This is a genomic window from Rahnella sp. P4_A8 (genome assembly GCF_056402435.1).
In genome coordinates this window covers 19,879-39,267 of sequence record NZ_JBFUHK010000013.1, presented here as the reverse complement: position 1 = coordinate 39,267, position 19,389 = coordinate 19,879, and the positions used below count along the sequence as shown (strand labels likewise).

Below are 19,389 nucleotides of genomic sequence, written 5' to 3'. Positions count from 1 at the left end.
TACAAAACCGCCACTTAACCCATGCGGGAATTTTACATCCGTATCAGAATTTTCGTTGAAGGTCAGGCATAAGCGTTGGGGGGACTGAACAAAAGGCCGTTCCCTGGCCCCTGATACAGCGGGTGATTTACGGGTAAATCTGAGGTCAGGCGTTCAGTAAAGACGCTGTGCTCTCATGCAATTCATCAAGCAAGGTATAACGCTTGCGGTATTCGGAACGTTTCTTGCTGGCAATCTCTTCCATCGGTTTGCGCGGCAGTTCCAGTGGTACGTGATATAAGGCTGAAGACGCGGGCGTGGCGCTGATGGAATCCCAGAATTCGTTATAACTGGCGACAAATACGTTTTTCTTGCGGTGACGGTAGCGCAGGCTGCGGAACACATGGCCGGTATCGCTGACCGCAAGAATGCGCTGTACGCCGGTTTCGGCCGCGACACGTTGCAGGCTTTCCAGCAGCAGGCGTTTCGGGAACAACCCGTAACAGGATTTGGTCGCCTGTTTAATCACTTCATGTGGCGTTGAGCGATGTGCCCCCTGGAAGCCGCCGATAATCAGTGTCCTCCCTTGCGGACGTTTCACAATGCTAAACGTCAGCGCCGCAAGCAGCGTGTCCTCCATATAAAGGAACATGTTGGCCTCGCCTTCGCGCTCAGATTTGCCGATGGAACCCAGCACCACCTGGAAAGCTTCACCGTCTTTGCCGGTGAACCGGGTGATGGTGTTGCCGGTTGCGCTCAGAAAAGTATTGCGCAGGCGGACGTTTTCCAGGTTTTTGACGAATGTATAGTGATCAACCAGTGCATCAGCACGTCCGGCAGAATGTAAACCGAGGTGCAGATACGGCTTATGAATTYTACTCGGCAATTTGGTCTGTACGGTGAAAGCTTCCTGCCAGACCGGCTCAGCAGCCATCTTATTCAACACCTTCAGGGTATCGAGCGGATGCAGTAAGGTGCGCACGGCGTATTTGACCCGGAACATCCGGTCGCGCCACAGGGTGTCCGGCACGCACGTTCCGCTCAGAAGATCGACAAACAGGCTGAATCCGCTGGTTTTTTTAATGGTGTGTTCAACGGGATACGCTTCGCTGAGTGATTCGGTTTCATTGAGAGGGATGTGTTCCATGATCTATTTCCGATGCCTGAAATAATCACGGTATCACCCAATTTTTAAACCTCTTTACAACGTGGTTTTAAAGAGAAGCGAGGTTGTCGGAATAAGTGCGGGCCGTTTAGCTGCCGTTTATCCGGGGTGACTGAAAGCAGTCTCACTGCCTGATATCTATTGATATGCGTGATGAGTTTCTCGTTTTCGGACATCATACAAACGCTATTGCACAGAATTTGGTTAACTTAGAAATGTTGGGAAATGTTACGAAAATGAATTCGTGATGATCATTCAGCAGTTGTAAGGAAACTTTGATGAAAATTATTACTACTTTTTGCCTCGCCAGTCTTTTCACTGTCAATGCGTTTGCCCTGACCGGCAACGATGCGACCACCAAACCAGACCTCTACTACTTAAAAAACGATCAGGCGATTAACAGTCTGGCGCTGCTTCCGCCACCACCCGCAGTGGGCAGTATTGCTTTTTTGAACGATCAGGCCATGTATGAACAGGGTCGTCTGCTGCGCTCAACTGAACGTGGCAAACTGGCGGCAGAAGATGCCAACCTGAGTGCGGGTGGTGTCGCGAACGCCTTCTCCGGTGCCTTTGGTTCGCCAATCACCGCCAAAGACACCCCGGAACTGCACAAACTGCTGACCAATATGATTGAAGATGCAGGTGATCTGGCGACGCGTTCCGCCAAAGAAAAGTACATGCGCATTCGTCCGTTTGCCTTCTACGGCGTGCCGACCTGTAACACCACCGAGCAGGATAAACTGTCGAAAAACGGTTCGTATCCTTCCGGCCACACCTCAATTGGCTGGGCCACCGCGCTGGTGCTGACCGAAATTAACCCGCAGCGCCAGGACCAAATCCTGCAACGCGGTTTCGATTTAGGTCAGAGCCGGGTAATTTGCGGCTACCACTGGCAAAGTGATGTCGATGCCGCGCGCATCGTCGGTTCCGCAGTAGTGGCAACCCTGCATACCAACTCTGCTTTCCAGCAACAGTTGCAAAAAGCCAAAGAAGAGTTTGCGAAGCAGCATCCGTAAATATTGCTGGCCTCCCCGGCCTGATCTTCGTAAAAGCCGGGGAGTCTGTAATGCCACATCTCTCATTGATACTAAATTTCTGAAAATTGCTTTTTTGCAACGGTCACTAATTGTTAACTCCCCTTCGCAGGCATAACGTCATTCCTCATTTTAAAAAGGAGTTTCATTATGGCTAGCCCCGCATATCTCTGGCTATACGATGCAAATGGCGCACTACTTTATGGCAGTTCTGAGGTTTTAAGCCGTGAAGGCGCGATCGAGATTCAAAGCTTCACGCATGGTCTTTCCGTACCCTTCGATGGCAATACCGGTCGGCTGACATCTACCCGTGTTCATCAAACCATGGGACTTGTAAAAGAGTTCGATAAATCTACTCCCTACCTCTACCGTGCCGTCGCCACCAGCGAAAAGCTGCAAAAGGCGGTGATTAAATGGTATCGCATTAATGCGGCTGGTATGGAGGAAGAGTTTTTGAATATGACAATGGAAGGCGTGCGTATACTTAACATCAATCCACATATGCACAATTTCAAACAAGCTGACGGACAGGCCAGTATGCCCACGGAGTCCATTGGCCTTGGGTATCAGAAAATTACATGGTTGTACCTCGACGGACATATCAGTTTTACCGATCAGTGGAACTCCAGCATTTACGCATAAACGGAGACAGGGATGATTTCATGCAGAGTGGATTTTAATCGCCTTTATGAGAGTGGAAAAATTGCAAAACTTTATTGTGCTGGGGTTGGGATCTTTCCTGTATTTTCAGGCTTATTCCCGCACACAAACAGAATAGGTTGTGGAGGTAATGAGAATGGGCCAATTCCGACGGGTAAATACTGGATTGTTGACCGCCCCAGAGGGGGAGTGAGGTCGAGATTAAAGGAGTACGAAAAGCATATTCGCACGGGTAATGATTACTCATCTTGGTTTGCCCTGTATCGACAAGATGGCTTGATTGATGATTCAACTTATATCGGTGAGACCTTGCGCAGAAGTTTCCGTTTGCATCCATTGCGACCGGATGGTACCGGCGTATCAGATGGGTGTTTAACATTCATGTATCATGCCGATTTTGACAAGCTCAGAAGCGCGTTGTTGAATTCGCACACTAGAGACATCCCAATCATACATCTGAAGGCATATGGAGAAATCGAAGTTACGGGGGATATGAATGCGCCATGCCTTATTCTGTAAGATAGCGGTGCGGCTGGCGCTTTTTATTTTTATAGATTACTACCTGCTGTCGCCCTTCCCCGGCTGGCTGATTGATTATGAATACATCAAATCGATAGCCATCGCGGATTATTTTGATCAACTGATGAAACCAGATTACGGAGCCCCCCCATGGCCTGGATTGCAGGATGATATTTTTGTCGTGTTGCTCTCCGTCACAGGATTAATTCCAACCTTGTTGATAATGGTTATGATTGAGGCAATTGTGAAGGCAGGCATTAAGGTCGTTAAACGTAAAAATATAAAGTAAACCCGGCTGATGCCGGGTTTTTCTGTTCAGGGAATTAAAGACCCCGATACCTTATTTATTCTCAACAAACTCAAATGCCAGACGCAGTTGTTCGGCGTTGGGGTTTCCCGGCAACAGATGAATGGATTCTCCGGGCTGGAGCGTGCGCTCAATCAGTCGGGAAAGCTGTTTCTCATCATGAATATCCACCTGCAACTGCGCCAGACTGACCGGCAGATCCAGCACTTTGTACAGCGCGGTTAACTGCTGCACCACTTCCGGTTGATTGAGCAGCGCGCTTTGCACCAGAATGCCGTAAGCGACTTTGGTGCCGTGCAGGAAGGCGTCAGTTTGGGGCAGCGCGGTCAGGCCGTTATGCACCGAATGCGCCGCTGCGATACGCGTATACCGGTCGCCCAGCCCGCCCACTAATCCGCCGCCCGCAATAATGGCGTCGAGCACATTGAGGAATGGCTGCGTCAGTTGATTATCGTCCTGCGCCTGTAATGCCGCTTCGCTTTCGTTGAGCAACACATCCCGAATGGTCAGCGCGGTATTCAGGCCGAGCTGCACGGTTAAGGGCAGTTTTTCCGGCTGCGGGCTGAGTACCACCGCTTCGTACCATTTCGCCAGCGTATCGCCGATCCCGGCCAGCAGATATTCCTTCGGTGCGCGCAGAATAATGCGCGGTTCGACCAGCACCAGATGGTTGGCGTCGTTGAATATTTCGTAACGCAGCGCCTGCCCTTCGTCGTTATACCACACAGACAATGGCGTCCAGGCCGCACAGGTCGCGGCAATGGTCGGAATGGCCACTACCGGCAATCCCAGACGACGCGCCACCACTTTGGCGGTATCCAGCACCGCACCGCCGCCGATGCCGATCACCACCTGCCGGTCATTGCCGCCGATATGCGCAATGCGCTGTACTTCAGTTTCGCTGCAATGTGCCGCGAACAACACACGCTTCGCCTGCGGGGCAGTAAACGCTTGCGGCAGGAAATCTTGCGCAGCCACTAGTGCACGCTCGCCGTAAATCCACAGCGCGTTATCCAGTTGTTGCGGCGTATAAAACTGCGCCAGCCGGTCGATGGCACCGGGGGAAGAAAAGTAGTTGGCAGGGCCGGTAACCACACGGATATCTGTATCACTCATGGGGAAATCCTTAATTTAGAAGCTGTTAACATCCTACGCCCGGACATCCGGATGGCTAATAATCTTTGGCATTAACTTATGCCTTTTCGTTCGTTGCCAAGTGTTACCCGGTCATGAAAACTCGGACAATCAATTCATTAACCCACTATAAAAGCCTGCACAAAGGGCTCGCGTGAATTGTCCTCCCGTTAAATGATGATTAACCACACAGGGTAATAAACATGAAACTGTTCTCCGCGTCGTTACTGGCGTTAAGTTTGCTCTCCGTTTTTCCATCTTTCGCCGCAGATACTGCACCGGTGCCGAAAGCCATTGCCGATCATAAAGGGCCGGTCCGCATAGCGGTGATCCGCAATCTGGGCTCAGATGACAACACCACGCAGTTTGTGTCCGGCGCCATTCAGGAAGGCCGCAAACTGGGCTTTCAGGTGAGTACTTTCCTCAGTAACGGCGATGACGCGAAATTCCAGGATTTCGTCAATCAGGCCATCAGCCAGAAATACGACGGTATTATTTTGTCGCAGGGGCGTGACCCGTATTCCACCGATTTGCTGAAACGTATTACCGCCAGCGGCATTGCGGTATCCGTGTTCGATACGGCGGTGAACGGCGATATTCCCGGCGTGACGGTCACGCAACAGGATGACGCCTCGCTCACCGATCTTTCCGTCGGGCAACTGGTAAAAGATTTCAACGGTAAAGCCAATATCGTCAAACTGTGGGTGGCCGGTTTCCCGCCGATGGAACGTCGTCAGGATGCCTATAAAAAAGTATTAGCCGCCCATCCTGGCATTCATGAGCTGGAATCGGTCGGCGCCGTGTCGTCGGATGTTCAGGGCGATACCGCCAATAAAATCGGCGCGCTGCTGGCGAAATACCCGAAAGGAAAAATCGACGCGATCTGGGGCACCTGGGATGCCTTCAGTCAGGGGGCGTATAAAGCCTTGCAGGAGAATGGCCGCACTGAAATCAAACTCTACAGCATCGATATTTCCAATCAGGATATCGGTCTGATGCGTGCGGCCAACAGCCCGTGGAAACTCAGCGTGGCGGTGGATCCGAAACTGATCGGCGCGATCAACCTGCGTCTGGTCGCTAACAAAATTGCCGGTGAAAAAACGCCAGAGACTTATGAATTCAAAGCCTCGGCTATCCCGCAGGCGTTGCTGACAAGCAACCCTGATGCCGTGAACGTCGCATCGCTGGCGAAAGTGATTCCGGGCTGGGGCAAATCTGATGATTTCATCGCGCCGTGGTTCGCAACCCTTGAAGCGCAGCACAAAAAATAAGGCCGGACTATGACAACGCAATCTCTCCCGACCCCGGAATACAGTCGTAATATGCGACTGATCGGCCACAGCGATCAGGGCGGAAAACCTGACGGCGTACAGGTAATGGTCCATCGTGGCTACGCGTATATCGGCCACATGGTGTCGCAGGGTTTCTCCATTGTGGATGTGCGTGATGCCAAAAATCCGCGCCCTGCCGGTTTTGTGGCGGCACCGCCGGGCACCTGGAATGTGCATCTGCAGGCGCATGACGATTTGCTGCTGGTGATCAACGCCCGCGATTTGTTCGCGGATGTCCGCTTCGCCGATGAAAAAGTCTATTACACCCGCTCCGTCAGCGAGACGGTTCAGGGTACGCAGCAGCGTGGCTGGAGCGCCGGTGTGCGTATCTTTGATATTTCGGTGCCCGATCAACCAAAAGAAATCAGCTTTCTCGCGCTGGAAGGTATCGGCGTGCATCGCATCTGGTATGTCGGCGGGCGCTGGGCGTACGTTTCAGCCCTGATTGATGGCTACAGCGATTATATTTTCCTGACGATTGATCTGGCCGACCCGCGCAATCCGCAGGTCGCCGGACGCTGGTGGCTGCCGGGGATGCATACCGCAGGCGGTGAAACGCCGGACTGGCCGGAAGGTAAACGTTATGCGCTGCACCATGCCATTATCAGCGGGGATACGGCATATGCCAGCTGGCGTGACGGCGGCCTGACGTTGCTGGATATCAAAGACCGCAGCGCGCCACAACTGATTTCTCACCGCAACTGGAGTCCGCCATTTGGCGGCGGCACGCATACCGCGCTGCCGTTGCCGGACCGGGATTTGCTGGTCGTGCTCGACGAGGCAGTGCTGGATAATCAGGAAGATGGCGAGAAGCTGATCTGGCTGTTTGACGTGCGCGAGCCGTCGAATCCGGTGAGTATTTCGACCTTTCCGCAGCCGGAGGAACGGGATTACGTCAGCAAAGGGGCGCATTTCGGGCCGCACAATTTGCATGAAAACCGGCCGGGCAGCTTTATCAGTTCAACGCTGATTTTCGCGACTTACCAGAATGCGGGTGTACGTGCGTACGACATCAGCAATCCGTACCAGCCGAAAGAAACCGGTGCGCTGGTGCCCGCTGCGCCCGTTACCATGATGGATAAACGTCCTGRCAGGCCGCAGGTGATTCAGTCCTGCGACGTGTTTGTCGATGCGCAGGGAATTATCTACAGCACCGACTATAACGGCGGATTATCCATTATCGAATATCTCGGCTGATCCCTTGCCCGCGCCTGAACTTATCGGGTTCCGGGTGCGGGCGTTTTTGTTTTTCCTGCCACWGACTTGCCCGGACTGAGGACCAGCCACACCGCCACGCAAATCAGAATGCCGCCCGCAAAAAAACCTTCTGACAGCGTTTCATTCAGCAGCAGATAACCCCACAGAATACCGAACGGCGGGATCAGAAATGTCACGGTCATGCTGCGCAGCGGGCCGATATCGGCTATCAGGCGGAAATACAGAATGTACGCCCATGCCGTACAGATAAACCCGACGGCCAGCACACAGAGCCAGACCAGCGGTTGCGCCCAGGTCACCGGCGCTTCGGTAGCCGAGGTATAAAGGAAAAAGGGCAACAGGAACAGTGTCGCGCCGAGCTGGCTACCGGTCGCCACCAGTTTGGGATCCAACCCGCCGCGTTCGCTGATCCAGCGTCGTGTCAGGAAACCAGCCACTGCATAACAGCCGGTTGCCACCAGGCAGGCAATGACGCCCGCCAGTAATTGCGGCACCGATTCCGCGCTGCCGGTGGTGGTGAGCAAGGTAATGCCGAACAGGCCGGTGAGTACACCGAGCGCTTTTTTCAGCGTCACGGTTTCATGAAAGAATAAACCGCCGAGCACGACACCCATCAGCGGCGTAGTGGCGTTGAGAATGGCGGAATAACCGGCGGGTAACCAACGTGCTGCCAGACAATACATCAGAAAAGGCAAACCGGAGTTGATCACCCCGAGCAGCAGCGAGCGGCCAAATTTATGCTGATAATCACGCGGCGTTCTCAGTACCGCAAGGATCACGACCAGTCCGACAAATCCGAACAGTACGCGAAGAAACGCCGTATTGATGGCACCGAACGCCGGAGCCGCCACGCGCATAAACAGAAAACTGCCACCCCAGATCGCCGCCAGCAGTAGCAATCGGCAATAATCCCCACTTTTCATTCACATCCCCTATTGAACATTGTCTGATGTCTTGTTTTATTGATGCAGGCGAATAACTAAAACGTGTTAATCAGTGTAGTGAATGTTCCGCCCGAAAAACCCTCTTTTTCTTGCTTTGTAATTCTGATGAAGGCGCTGTAATGACTGATTTCTCACAAGCTGATTTTGACGTGCGTCTGGAATGGGGCGCGCAGGCGGTGGAGCATCTGGCGGCAGATGCCGATTGCATCGTGATTATTGATGTCATGTCGTTTTCTACCTGCGTGAGTATCGCCACCGCGCGCGGTGGAACGGTGTTTCCGTATCCGTGGAAGGATGCCAGCGCGCAGCAATATGCCGCTGAGCGGAATGCGCAGTGCGCGCAATTTGACCGGCGTTTTCAGGGGCCGGGGTTCACCCTTTCGCCCTGCTCTCTGCAGGAAATGGTTAGCGGAACGCGGCTGGTATTGCCTTCGCCGAACGGATCGGCGCTGACCTTTCAAGCCAAAACACACAATGCGGCGATTTTCACCGCCTGCTTGCGCAATCTCACCGCCACGGCGCGTGCCTGTGAAAAGTATCCACGCATTCTGGTGATCCCCGCCGGTGAAAAATGGCCGGACAATAGTCTTCGCCCGGGGCTTGAAGATCTGGTCGCTGCGGGGGGATTGATTTCACGGCTGCGCAATCGTCAGTTGTCAGCAGAAGCCCGCGCGGCGCAGGCGGTTTATCAAAACCTGACGCTTGCAGAACTTGCAGATTGCGGCTCAGCACGCGAACTCACCCGACGCGGTTTTGCTGCTGATGTTGCGCTGTGTCTGCAGGAAGATGTCAGTGATTTCGCTTGTCAGTTGCAGGATGATTTTTTCACGTCGGCCGACTAAGCGTAAAAATCGCTCTTTTTGATCTTCATTTGATCTATAACCCGTATAAAGGTGTGTGATAGGTTTAATACTTATCATCTATCTTTTGCTGCAGCGTGTAGCGAGTGGGTTTTTCCGGGACAGAACACAATGAGCCACAGTAAACCGGATGCGTCAGAACATCCGCAGGGAGATTCCGCAGTTAATACCGGGATCTCCGTTATTGCTTTATTGGTTGCCGCTGCTTTCTTCATGGAGTTTATCGACGGTACGGTGATAGCCACCGCACTGCCGCAAATGGCGATTTCTTTCGGGGTATCTGCTGTTGATCTGAATGCCGGGATGAGCGCCTATATGCTCACGCTGGCGGTATTGATCCCCGCCAGCGGCTGGGCGGCGGAGCGTTTTGGTGCCCGCAACGTGTTCACGTTTGCGCTCGGCGTTTTCACGCTGGCCTCACTGTTTTGTGCAATGGCCTCCAGCGTCAGTGAATTTATCATTCTGCGTATTATTCAGGGGATCGGCGGCGCGTTGATGGTGCCGGTCGGGCGTCTGACGGTGTTGAAAACGACGCCGAAGCCGCAGCTGATTAAAGCTATTGCCACCCTGACCTGGCCTGCGCTGGTCGCGCCAATCCTCGGGCCACCGCTCGGCGGGTTTATCACCCATTACGCCTCGTGGCACTGGATTTTCTATATCAATGTGCCGCTCGGGATTATCGCGATGATGCTGGCATGGCGTCTGTTTCCGCAGGAACCTTCCGCGGAGCCGAAGCATTTCGACAAACCGGGGTTTGTACTGACCGGTCTGGCGATGCTTTCGCTGGTGACCGGTCTGGAGCTGATCAGTCAGGACCACATTTTATGGACCGCCGCCATACTGTTGCTGGTGACGGGAGTGGTGCTTTCGGTGCTGGCTATCCGGCATCTTTACCGCGACCCCGAACCGATGGTTCATCTCGGGGCGATAGTCATTCCGACGTTTCGTATCAGTATGGGAGGCGGTTCTCTGTTTCGCGTGACCATCAGCGCCGTGCCGTTCCTGCTGCCGCTGATGTTGCAGGTCGGATTTGGCATGGATCCCTTCCATGCCGGCTTGCTGGTGCTGGCGGTATTTGCCGGTAATCTGGCGATGAAACCGGCCACTACGCCGCTGATCCGTCGTTTCGGTTTTCGCCCGGTGCTGGTGGTTAACGGTCTGCTGAGCGTTTTCTCGCTGTTGTTCTGCGCGTTTCTGACGCCTGACACGCCTGACTGGCTGGTGATGGTATTGCTGTTTCTCGGCGGCCTGAGCCGTTCGATGCAGTTCACCGGCATCAGCACGCTGGCGTTTTCCGACGTGCCTGCGAAACAAATGGCCGATGCCAATACCCTGTTCAGCACGGTGTTGCAACTGTCTGTCGGGCTTGGGATCACCGTCGGCGCGCTTGGTACCCGTCTTGGTGAACAACTGGTTGATGCGCTGGACTGGGCGTCTGTGCCCGGCATGAGTTTCAAAATCTCCTTCGTGGTTATTGCTGTGCTGACGCTGATCGGCTGGCTGGATATGTTGCGCCTGAAACCGGATGCCGGTTCCTCCGTTTCGGGCAAAAAGTGAATCGCTGCTCTATGATGAGTCGTGTTAATTAACCCTTACGGGAGAACCCGATGTTCACAGGATTAAGTGCTTTTCCTCTTACGCCGCTGACTGAAAAAGGTATTGATGAGAAATCTTTTGTCAGGCTGATGGAACGGCTGGTCAGTGCGGGTGTGGACTCCATTGGTGCGCTCGGCTCGACGGGCAGTTATGCCTATCTGAAGCACAGTGAACGCGACCGCGTTGCGCGGCTGGCAGTAGAACACGCCAACGGCATTCCGGTGATGGTCAGTATCGGCTCGGTGCGGACTTCCGATGTATTGCATCTTGCAGAAGATGCCCAGCGGGCAGGCGTCAGCGCCGTGTTGCTGGCACCGGTGTCGTATCAGAAACTGACGCAAGATGAAGTGTTTACGCTGTATGAAACCGTCAGCCGACATCTTTCCGTGCCGTTGTGTGTTTACGACAATCCGGCCACCACGCATTTCGATTTCACCGATGAGCTTTACGGACGTATCGCGCAGTTGCCGCATGTGGGCAGTATCAAAATTCCCGGACTTTCAGCGGATCCGCTCGTCACGCGTAAACGGCTTGACCAACTCCGTCGACTTGTCCCTTCTCATGTGACACTTGGCGCGGCGGGCGATCTGGCGGCCGCCACGGTGCTGACGCAAGGCGGCGATGTCTGGTACTCCGTCATTGCCGGATTGTTCCCGGAAATTCCGCTGGCGATCACCCGCGCGGCGCAAAAAGGCGATGCGCAGACTGCGCAGGCACTGTCTGCTCAGTTAGAGCCACTCTGGGAACTATTCCGCCAGCACGGCAGCCTGCGCGTTGTGGCCGCCGCAGCGGAAATTCTTGGCCTGGTATCGGCCCCTTGTCTGCCGTTACCGCTTCAGTCGTTGTCGGCCGATGCCCGTCAGCATCTTACTTCCGTGCTTGATACCTTATTTCAGCACTGAAAAACTGCCTGAAACAGGGTGGATTATTAATTAAGTTCCTTTCTAAATCTAATGACATTCACAGCGTGAATGTCATTATCTTACAGCGTGTTACCCTGCCGTTTTATCCTTGCGTCATATCACTTTTTTCTGATTTTAAGGGGTCGGAATAAATCGCTTTCTATTATTATGCGTCGCGGCTGAAAGGCTATTTTCCGCCGCGCGGAGAGGTTTGTTTTTAACTGAAAGTCAAAAGGAATGATAATGCCATATGGTGATAATGGTCAGGGACTCTTTCGCAGAGGGCAGCTTGAGCAACAAATAATCAGAACCACCAAGTTCTCGATTTACGCGCAGGCGGTGTATTGCGTTAACAGAATGCTGCGCGAGGCCAATGTCGGTATTTCGGAGCAGGCGTACCAAAGCATCTCACGCAATATTACTGCGGTGACAAACGGACGCCTTTACGAAACATCGGCTTCACTTTCAGAAGCCCGGGTATTTGCACGTGATACTGCGGGGGCGATAAAAGCCGGTGATTTTAAATCGGCGGCGATCACAGCCAGTGGCGCTGCGATCAACGCCATTGGCGGGCCGCTGTTTTTTGGTCATTATGACCGTAACAAACTGATGGCGATAGAACGCCATCTGTACGATAACTTCCACCTGTAATTTTCTGACGACCACATGGGGGCTGACAGTGCGTTTTGCCCCCCGTACGGGTTTCCCCTCTTTTGCCTCGCGCTCCACGCCACAAACAGCCACCCTTTTTATCGCTTATTCACCCGTTTGATTTCGCTTAAATCGCCTAAAGTGGCAGCATCATGAACCTTTTCTGCCTGCGCGCTGGCGCGGAGCAAAACACATAAAGGCTATTCAGGCGTGGCAAAATCATTTTTACGCAGTGGCAGTCTCAATGACATCCTTGCACTGGGCGAAAACGGGCTACCGGTTTACGCATCAGCCCTGCAATTACGCGAAACCTTACGTCTGCGTAAACAACCGGTGATTGCCGACTGTCTGGCGATCCCGCAGCTTAATGAGGCCGGTGACCGCCTCGACTGGTATTCCCCCCGTGAAGGTAAAGTCGTTTCCTGGGCCGCTGCCACAGATGCCGCGCGCGCATCGGCTTTGCGCCAGCTCGAGAACTGTCTCGACACCGTGTCGCAAATCAGCAAAGCGGCAAAATCTTCTGAGAAACCCGCCACTCAGTTTTTTGGCTCGTTACTGGAAAAAGCCTTCCGTTTTCCGGATCAAAACCATGTGTATCTGGTCGGAGGGCAGCCTGTACTGACCTTCTGGGGCTTCCTGAGCCTCGACAGCGTCAGTAATCCTGATCCTTTTGCGGCGCTGCGCAACACGCTGACCGCCGATGAACCCCTGCCAGCGCTGTCACTGGCAGCAGAAAAAATTAAAGCGCCGGAACCGGTCATTGAAAAGCCGGAACCTGTGCGGGTAATTAAAACCATTGAAGCCCGCGCGGCTGAACAGGAAGTTACGGCGCCGGAACCGGTTGCGACCCCGCGCCGTAAAAAATCTCCGCTGATCTGGGCACTGCCGGTCGCGGCGCTGGTCGTCGCCGGTTCTGCCGCAGGCTGGTTATATTCCCGTACGCCTGCGCCAAAAGTTGAAACCGCGAAGGCCGAAGCGCCGAAACCTGCTGCGACAACGGAACCGGCGGTGATTGCCCCGCCACTGGTGGCTGAAGAAGTGAAATCCCCCGAAGTGAAGACGCCGGAACCGACACCGTTACCGGTCGCACCGGCCGCTGTGGTGGTGCCTTCTCCGGAGCCCGTCGCGGAAGTGGAAAAAACACCGGTCGCTGCTGTACCGGCTGTGCCTGTCAGCAAAAATGCCTTAGTGATGCCACCTGATGCGGTAAAAATCGGCTCGACCAAATTTCTCAACGGTAACTGGAATGTGGTGGTGGATATCAAAGATCCGGTTACCGGTAAACCGCCGGTGTTGCGTTATCAGTTTAAACAGGGTCAGGGTACGGTGAAAATTACCTACGGCGCGGGCGTGACCTGCCGCACGGTGGCAAATGCCGGTCTGATGCAATCAGGAAATCTGGTGATTAACAGCCGTTACCGGGCGAAATGCAGCGACGGCTCCCGTTATCAGATGCCGGAAATCAGTTGTACTCAGGGCGCGACTGGCGCTGCCGTGTGTCAGGGTCGTTATACCGGCGACACGGTTTACCCAATGACCATTAAGCGTGAAGGTAAATAACAGCATGCTGGCAACCCTTACAGATTTTAAACAAAAGATTACCCTGATCCGCGACAGCGGCATCCAGTTCCTCGACTTCGCGCTGAAGCCGGTGTGGGATGACGGACTGCCTGCCAAATTTGTGCGCAAGAGCGCCAACGGCCCGTTATTGCGCCTCGACTATAACCCGCAAAATGGTCGTCACTTTTTACCGGGAGTGGATGGCGGTGCGCCGGAAGTGGTGCGTCCTGAATTCAGTTTCCCGCTGGAACAGTCGCTGAAACTGCTTGACCAGATCTGGCTGCCGTTGCCGTTCCTGCGCTTTAATCCGCCGCGCACCTTTATGGCCGGTCCCGACAACTGGGCGCGGGTGCAAATCCGTGAACTGGATACCCCGGAAGCGGATGGCAGCACGCACCGCGTCGTGATTGCCTTTGATACCCGCGTAGTGGAAGGCGATGACGAACAAACCCAGCTCGCACCGACACCGGATGACGTCAAAAACGGCATCAGCTTTGCGCTGGCATGGCATAACGAAGAACTGCCCGATTTCCTCGATCAGACCTGGGTGGACGGCTGGTTACGTGAAGTGTTCACCGAGCAGTCCGCTATCCGCGAGGAACGTGAAGCGCGCAATATTAAAGTCGCCCTGCGTGAATTCGAATATCAGGCACATTATCTGAATCTGCTGGAAATGCTCGGCAGCCAGCTTGGTATCCCTGAACTGAAAATTAATGGCGCGACGTTGCAGGAACCGGCGATTAACGTCGATCTGATTCTGGATGTGGGTAACTCGCACACCTGCGGCATTCTGGTGGAAGACCATGCAGGCGAAACCGATGGCCTGAAGCAAACCTGCGAACTGCAACTGCGCGACCTCTCTCAGCCGCATTTTCTCTATAACGAACTGTTCGAGAGCCGGGTGGAGTTCGCCCAGGCTCGCTTTGGTAAACCGAATTTCTCTGTCGAAAGCGGCCGTGATGACGCCTTTATCTGGCCGTCAATTTTACGCGCCGGTCGGGAAGCCAGTCGTCTGGCACTGTTGCGCGAAGGAACGGAAGGATCGACCGGGATTTCCAGCCCGCGCCGTTATTTGTGGGATGAAGACAGTTATACGCCGGGCTGGCGTTTCAGCCAGGGCGGTCACGGTGCGATTACCGAGCCGGTCGCTGCAGCCATGCCGCTGACATTTCTGATCAATGACGACGGTCAGCCGCTGTCTGATCTGCCTGCGGAAGATCGCCTGCCGGTGTTCTCCGCCCATTACAGCCGCAGCTCGGTGATGACGCTGATGCTGTCGGAACTGCTGGCGCAGGCGCTGATGCAAATTAACAGCCCGGCGCAGCGCACCCGTATGCTGCGATCTTCCGCACCGCGCCAGTTACGCAATATTATTCTGACCCTGCCCTCGGCGATGCCGAAACCGGAGCGTGAAATTTTCCGCCGCCGTATGCAGGAAGCCATCGGGCTGGTGTGGAAATCCATGGGCTGGCATCCCTCTGACGACGCGTTTAAAAACCAGAACGACAAAGCCAAAAGCAGCGTGCCGGTGCCGGATGTGCAGATGGAATGGGACGAAGCAACCTGCGGCCAAATGGTGTATCTCTACAACGAAACGCAGGTGAATTTTGGCGGTCATACCGGCGAGTTTTTTGCCAGCATGGCGCGTCCTGACCGCGAACTGGCCGACGATGAACCGGTGGGCAAAACCCTCCGTATCGCCTCGATTGACATCGGCGGCGGGACGACCGATCTGGCCATCACGCAATACTGGCTCGATGACGGGATGGGGAATAATGTCAAAATCACTCCGCGTTTACTGTTCCGCGAAGGCTTTAAAGTGGCGGGCGACGATATTCTGCTGGATGTCATTCAGCTCTATATTTTACCTGCGTTACATGCGGCGCTGAAGAAAGCCGGACTGGCTAACCCGGACAGCCTGATGACGCGCCTGTTTGGTAGCGAGGGGCGCATGGACGGGCATGCCACCTTGCGTCAGCAAAGTACGCTGCAAATTTTTATCCCGCTGGCGCGGTCAGTGCTGGAAGTTTACGAACGCTTTGATCCGCTGGATACCCACGCAGAAATTGATGCGCCATTCGGTGAATTGCTGGAACAGACACCGACGCTGAAAGTGCTGGATTATCTGCATACCGAAATCCAGCGCGTTCTGCCTGCCGGTTCGGCGGTATTTGATCTTCTTCAGGTACCGCTGGTACTGAAACTCAGCAAACTGCACAGTGAGTTTTTATCCAACCGCATGAGCATTACGCAGAACCTGCGTTCGCTGTGTGAAGTGGTGTCGTTGCATGACTGCGATGTGTTGCTGCTGACCGGTCGTCCTTCGCGTTTCCCCGGCATTCAGGCGTTGTTCCGCCATCTGCAACCGCTGCCGATCAACCGTATGCTGTCACTCGATGGTTATCACACCAGCGGCTGGTATCCGTTTAACAAACTCGGGCGCATCGACAACCCGAAATCCACAGCAGCCGTCGGCGCAATGCTGTGTCTGCTGGCGCTGGATTTACGTCTGCCGGGCTTCTATTTCAAAGCCGGTGATTTCCAGCCGTATTCGACCGTGCGCTATCTCGGTATGCTCGACGGCAATCAGGTGCTGACTGAAGATAACGTTTGTTACGGTGATATCGATCTTGATGCCCATGATTACAAACTCGATAGTGCGGCCAGTTTCCGCATTCGCGGTGCCATTTGTCTGGGCTTCCGCCAGCTGGAAAATGACCGCTGGCCGGCCTCGCCGCTGTATACCCTGTCCATCGCGKAACCTGAACTGGCGCGTAAAGTGGCGGGTGACAGTGTGCTGCGGGTGAAACTGGCGGTGAAAAAAGGGGAAGATCATCCGACGCCGGAATTTTTTGATATTGCCAGCGCGGTGCTGGATAACGGCACCAAAGTGCCTCCTCATCACCTGCGCCTGCGGCTAAATACACTGGGCGAGAGCCATTACTGGATCGACAGTGGGAGCGTATTCGTCTCATGACAACAAGCACGACAGAAACAAACGCCGGTCTGACCACCAATGTTTTGCAGCGTCAGTTTGCGGCGGTATCTGACACCATCGGCGAGGCGCTGGGCTGGGTCGACGCCACACGCGCTGAAGCTCCGCGTCTTGATCTGGAAGCCGACCGGCTGAATTTGCAGTTAACACGCTGTCGCGAGAAAGCACAGCGCCTGGCACAGGCCTGTGAACTGCCGCCAGCACTGGGTTTTTACGGGCATTCTCAGGCCGGGAAATCGTACCTGATTTGTTCGCTGGCGGCCGGTAACTACGGGCGACTGGAGACTCGTCTCGGGGGTGTCACGCTCGATTATCTGACCCAGATTAACCCCGGTAACCGTGTGGCGCGTTTCGCCACCCGTTTTACCCGTCAGGCAGACGTCAGGGATCGCGCATTTCCGGTTCGTGTGCTGCTGCTCAATGAAGCCGATCTTGCCCGCATCGTTATCCGCGCTTTCCAGCCGGACAGTTATTACCCCGTGGCGGACACACAGCAAATCACCGAGCACCTCAGTAAACTGATGATGCACCGTCAGCCGGAGCCGGTAGACGGCTTTACCAGCGAACAGATTATGGGATTATGGGATTCCATGATTCGCCTCGATCCCCGCCGTTTCCGTCATCTGAATGCACATTACTGGCCAGTGGCGGTGAAGCTCGCGCCTTATCTGAACATCGACGATCGCGCACGTCTGTTCTCTCTGTTATGGGGCAACGACCCTGCGCTGACTGCAGCGTATCGCCACTATGCCCACACGCTGCAACACCTCAGCGGTGCAGAAAGCCTGCTGGCACCGTTGAGCATTCTGGTTGATGACGCCATGCAACCGGCAGACGGTATTTTCAGTCAGTCGCCCGGCTGGGATATTCAGATCCCGGTTTGCCCGCAATGGGGAGATGAAAGCGCGCCATCTGTGACGTTGTCACTAGCTGAGCTGACCATGCTTGCCTCTGAAGTGCAAATACCCCTGCTTTCCCCACCACGTGAAGTCCTGTTCGAGCAGATCGATTTACTGGATCTGCCGGGTTATGGCGCGCTGACTGATGAAAGCGGTGAGGATGAACATTCCGATCTGTTCCGCGCAAAAATTTCTTATCTGCCGGAGCGTTATACCGACCGGCATGAAATGAACATGCTGATGGTTTGCACGGCGGCTGACGTGCGTGATGACGTGGTTGCCGTGGGCCGCACGCTGGAATACTGGGTCAAAGAAATGCACGGCGAAAACACGCAGGTGCGTGACCGCCGCAAACCGGGACTGGTGTGGGTATTCACGCCGTTCGATCGCCGCGTGAGCGGATCGGCACATTTCGACGAGGCCGTTCAGCGTCATGTGGGCAATCCAGGTGATGCCTGGGGCGCGCTGCTGGCGATGGATGATCGCGGTCTGCAACGTATGGCAGATTATCTGGCGGCTGAAATTCGTCCGGAAATCAGGCTGAACCGTCTGAGCGAAATACGTGACGAGCTGCGTCGTGAACTGGCGGATAACCTGCTCGGACGCTGGTATCAGGCGGGCGACAAAGCCGATCCGGCACAAAAACAACGCACAGTTCAGACCGTTATTAAAGCGCTGCAAACCCGCACGGGTGTTCACGGCGAGCTGCTGGAAAAACTGCTGCCCGGCCGCGACGAACTGCACCGTATTTATCACGAACATGCCGGTAAGCAGGCCGAAACGGGCGAGCAGGATGAATCTGGCGTGGAAAGTTTTGGTATTGGTATTGATATCGATTTATTCGCTGAGCAGCAGGACGTGCAGGTCTGGCAGGAAAAACCGGACGACGGCACGGCGTTTGCGCGCCAGGTACAGCGTTACTGGATTAACCATCTGCGCAGCCTGCCGGAAAACGAACCGCTGATCGCCCTGCTTGGCGTGGCTAAGCCAACAGTCGAGTTGCTGATGGAAGAGTTGATCACCGCCAGTTTCCGTCTGAACATGGGCGATGCGCTGGTACGTTCACTCAGTGGTACGTTATCTGCGGGGACGCGTGAACATGAGCATCATGCGGATCGTCAGGTTTCACGTGCCCTGACGGTGCTCGGTGATTTTGTTGCCTGGCTGGGCTTTGAGAAGCAAGCAGAAGCCGGACGCCCGGAAAGCCGTATCAATAAGGGCAATAAGATTTTTGCCAAGCCGAAGAAAAGCGTTGCAAGCTGGAAGTCATCCCGCCGCCTGACAAAACTTTCTGCCACGCCGACCAATTCCACGGCGTTTTACATTTACGACTGGCTGGTCGGTTTGCAGGAAAGCATCATGCGCAACGCCGGTTACGCGGCGGGCGGGGAAATCCCTGCGCAGCGGCGGGAAAGTCTGGAGCGATTACTCAATACACTGAAAGCCAACAACTAATATCAAAAACCGGAACCGCACAATGCTGTTCCGGTTTTTTTTTACAGCGAGTGTCTGCGCGTTGCTGACGTCAAACAGAGACATAACCGCAGCATGAGTCACACAAACCCGGCGTAATCCGTCTATACCTAGTGGGGTAAGAAAATATCATTCACCGCTTTGTGCCCCGCACAGAGCAGA

At 54.5% G+C, this 19,389-nt stretch carries 16 protein-coding genes; 13 read left to right on the top strand and 3 right to left on the bottom strand.

Going from position 1 to position 19,389, the window contains the following annotated elements; genetic code table 11:
- Positions 1 to 145: 145 nt before the first annotated feature.
- Positions 146 to 1,126: a VirK/YbjX family protein gene (locus tag AC1DUO_RS09560; RefSeq protein ID WP_477987147.1), complete on the bottom strand. Its 981-nt coding sequence runs from the start codon at positions 1,124 to 1,126 to the stop codon at positions 146 to 148.
- Positions 1,127 to 1,422: 296 nt separating this feature from the next.
- On the opposite strand from AC1DUO_RS09560, the gene phoC reads away from it, so the two are divergent.
- The 4 genes from phoC (at position 1,423) to AC1DUO_RS09540 (ending at position 3,646) form a co-directional block, all read left to right on the top strand.
- The gene (gene phoC, locus AC1DUO_RS09555; protein ID WP_013577729.1) at positions 1,423 to 2,160 is read left to right on the top strand and encodes an acid phosphatase PhoC; all 738 of its coding nucleotides are present in this window, start codon (positions 1,423 to 1,425) and stop codon (positions 2,158 to 2,160) included.
- A 168-nt stretch (positions 2,161 to 2,328) separates the two neighbouring features.
- Positions 2,329 to 2,820: an Hcp family type VI secretion system effector gene (locus AC1DUO_RS09550; protein ID WP_112197991.1), complete on the top strand. Its 492-nt coding sequence runs from the start codon at positions 2,329 to 2,331 to the stop codon at positions 2,818 to 2,820.
- A gap of 12 nt (positions 2,821 to 2,832) precedes the next feature.
- The gene (locus AC1DUO_RS09545) at positions 2,833 to 3,357 is read left to right on the top strand and encodes a DUF2778 domain-containing protein (RefSeq protein ID WP_013577731.1); all 525 of its coding nucleotides are present in this window, start codon (positions 2,833 to 2,835) and stop codon (positions 3,355 to 3,357) included.
- Positions 3,335 to 3,646 carry a hypothetical protein gene (locus AC1DUO_RS09540; protein ID WP_013577732.1) on the top strand — a complete coding sequence of 104 codons (312 nt, stop codon included), beginning with the start codon at positions 3,335 to 3,337 and terminating at the stop codon, positions 3,644 to 3,646. The genes AC1DUO_RS09545 and AC1DUO_RS09540 overlap by 23 nt, the downstream gene beginning before the upstream one ends.
- 51 nt (positions 3,647 to 3,697) lie before the next feature.
- Here AC1DUO_RS09540 and AC1DUO_RS09535 read toward each other — a convergent pair whose 3' ends face one another.
- On the bottom strand, positions 3,698 to 4,780 hold the full coding sequence (locus tag AC1DUO_RS09535; RefSeq protein WP_013577733.1) for an oxidoreductase: 1,083 nt from the start codon (positions 4,778 to 4,780) through the stop codon (positions 3,698 to 3,700).
- Between the two features lie 221 nt (positions 4,781 to 5,001).
- Between AC1DUO_RS09535 and AC1DUO_RS09530 the strand changes: the two genes are divergently transcribed.
- Both AC1DUO_RS09530 and AC1DUO_RS09525 read left to right on the top strand, forming a co-directional pair.
- A complete protein-coding gene (locus tag AC1DUO_RS09530; RefSeq protein WP_112151368.1) occupies positions 5,002 to 6,069 on the top strand; it encodes a sugar ABC transporter substrate-binding protein in 1,068 nt (355 codons plus the stop codon).
- 9 nt (positions 6,070 to 6,078) lie between these two features.
- A complete protein-coding gene (locus tag AC1DUO_RS09525; protein ID WP_477987143.1) occupies positions 6,079 to 7,326 on the top strand; it encodes an LVIVD repeat-containing protein in 1,248 nt (415 codons plus the stop codon).
- Positions 7,327 to 7,346: 20 nt separating this feature from the next.
- Here the strand turns inward: AC1DUO_RS09525 and AC1DUO_RS09520 are convergent, their stop codons facing one another.
- Entirely contained in the window at positions 7,347 to 8,270 is a 924-nt protein-coding gene (locus AC1DUO_RS09520; RefSeq protein ID WP_013577736.1) for a DMT family transporter, read from the bottom strand.
- 140 nt (positions 8,271 to 8,410) lie between these two features.
- Between AC1DUO_RS09520 and AC1DUO_RS09515 the strand changes: the two genes are divergently transcribed.
- The 7 genes from AC1DUO_RS09515 (at position 8,411) to AC1DUO_RS09485 (ending at position 19,209) form a co-directional block, all read left to right on the top strand.
- Positions 8,411 to 9,133, top strand: coding sequence for a 2-phosphosulfolactate phosphatase (locus AC1DUO_RS09515; RefSeq protein WP_013577737.1), 723 nt, complete (start codon positions 8,411 to 8,413; stop codon positions 9,131 to 9,133).
- Between the two features lie 129 nt (positions 9,134 to 9,262).
- Positions 9,263 to 10,708: a DHA2 family efflux MFS transporter permease subunit gene (locus AC1DUO_RS09510; protein ID WP_013577738.1), complete on the top strand. Its 1,446-nt coding sequence runs from the start codon at positions 9,263 to 9,265 to the stop codon at positions 10,706 to 10,708.
- Between the two features lie 50 nt (positions 10,709 to 10,758).
- The gene (locus AC1DUO_RS09505) at positions 10,759 to 11,649 is read left to right on the top strand and encodes a dihydrodipicolinate synthase family protein (RefSeq protein ID WP_014416491.1); all 891 of its coding nucleotides are present in this window, start codon (positions 10,759 to 10,761) and stop codon (positions 11,647 to 11,649) included.
- Between the two features lie 243 nt (positions 11,650 to 11,892).
- Complete coding sequence (locus tag AC1DUO_RS09500) at positions 11,893 to 12,300, top strand: hypothetical protein (RefSeq protein ID WP_013577740.1); 408 nt, start codon at positions 11,893 to 11,895, stop codon at positions 12,298 to 12,300.
- Positions 12,301 to 12,510: 210 nt separating this feature from the next.
- Positions 12,511 to 13,860, top strand: a complete 1,350-nt coding sequence (locus tag AC1DUO_RS09495) for an SrfA family protein (protein ID WP_119262283.1) — start codon at positions 12,511 to 12,513, stop codon at positions 13,858 to 13,860.
- A 4-nt stretch (positions 13,861 to 13,864) separates the two neighbouring features.
- Positions 13,865 to 16,837: a virulence factor SrfB gene (locus tag AC1DUO_RS09490; RefSeq protein WP_477987139.1), complete on the top strand. Its 2,973-nt coding sequence runs from the start codon at positions 13,865 to 13,867 to the stop codon at positions 16,835 to 16,837.
- Positions 16,834 to 19,209 carry a virulence factor SrfC family protein gene (locus tag AC1DUO_RS09485; protein ID WP_121019920.1) on the top strand — a complete coding sequence of 792 codons (2,376 nt, stop codon included), beginning with the start codon at positions 16,834 to 16,836 and terminating at the stop codon, positions 19,207 to 19,209. The genes AC1DUO_RS09490 and AC1DUO_RS09485 overlap by 4 nt, the downstream gene beginning before the upstream one ends.
- Positions 19,210 to 19,389: the final 180 nt, after the last annotated feature.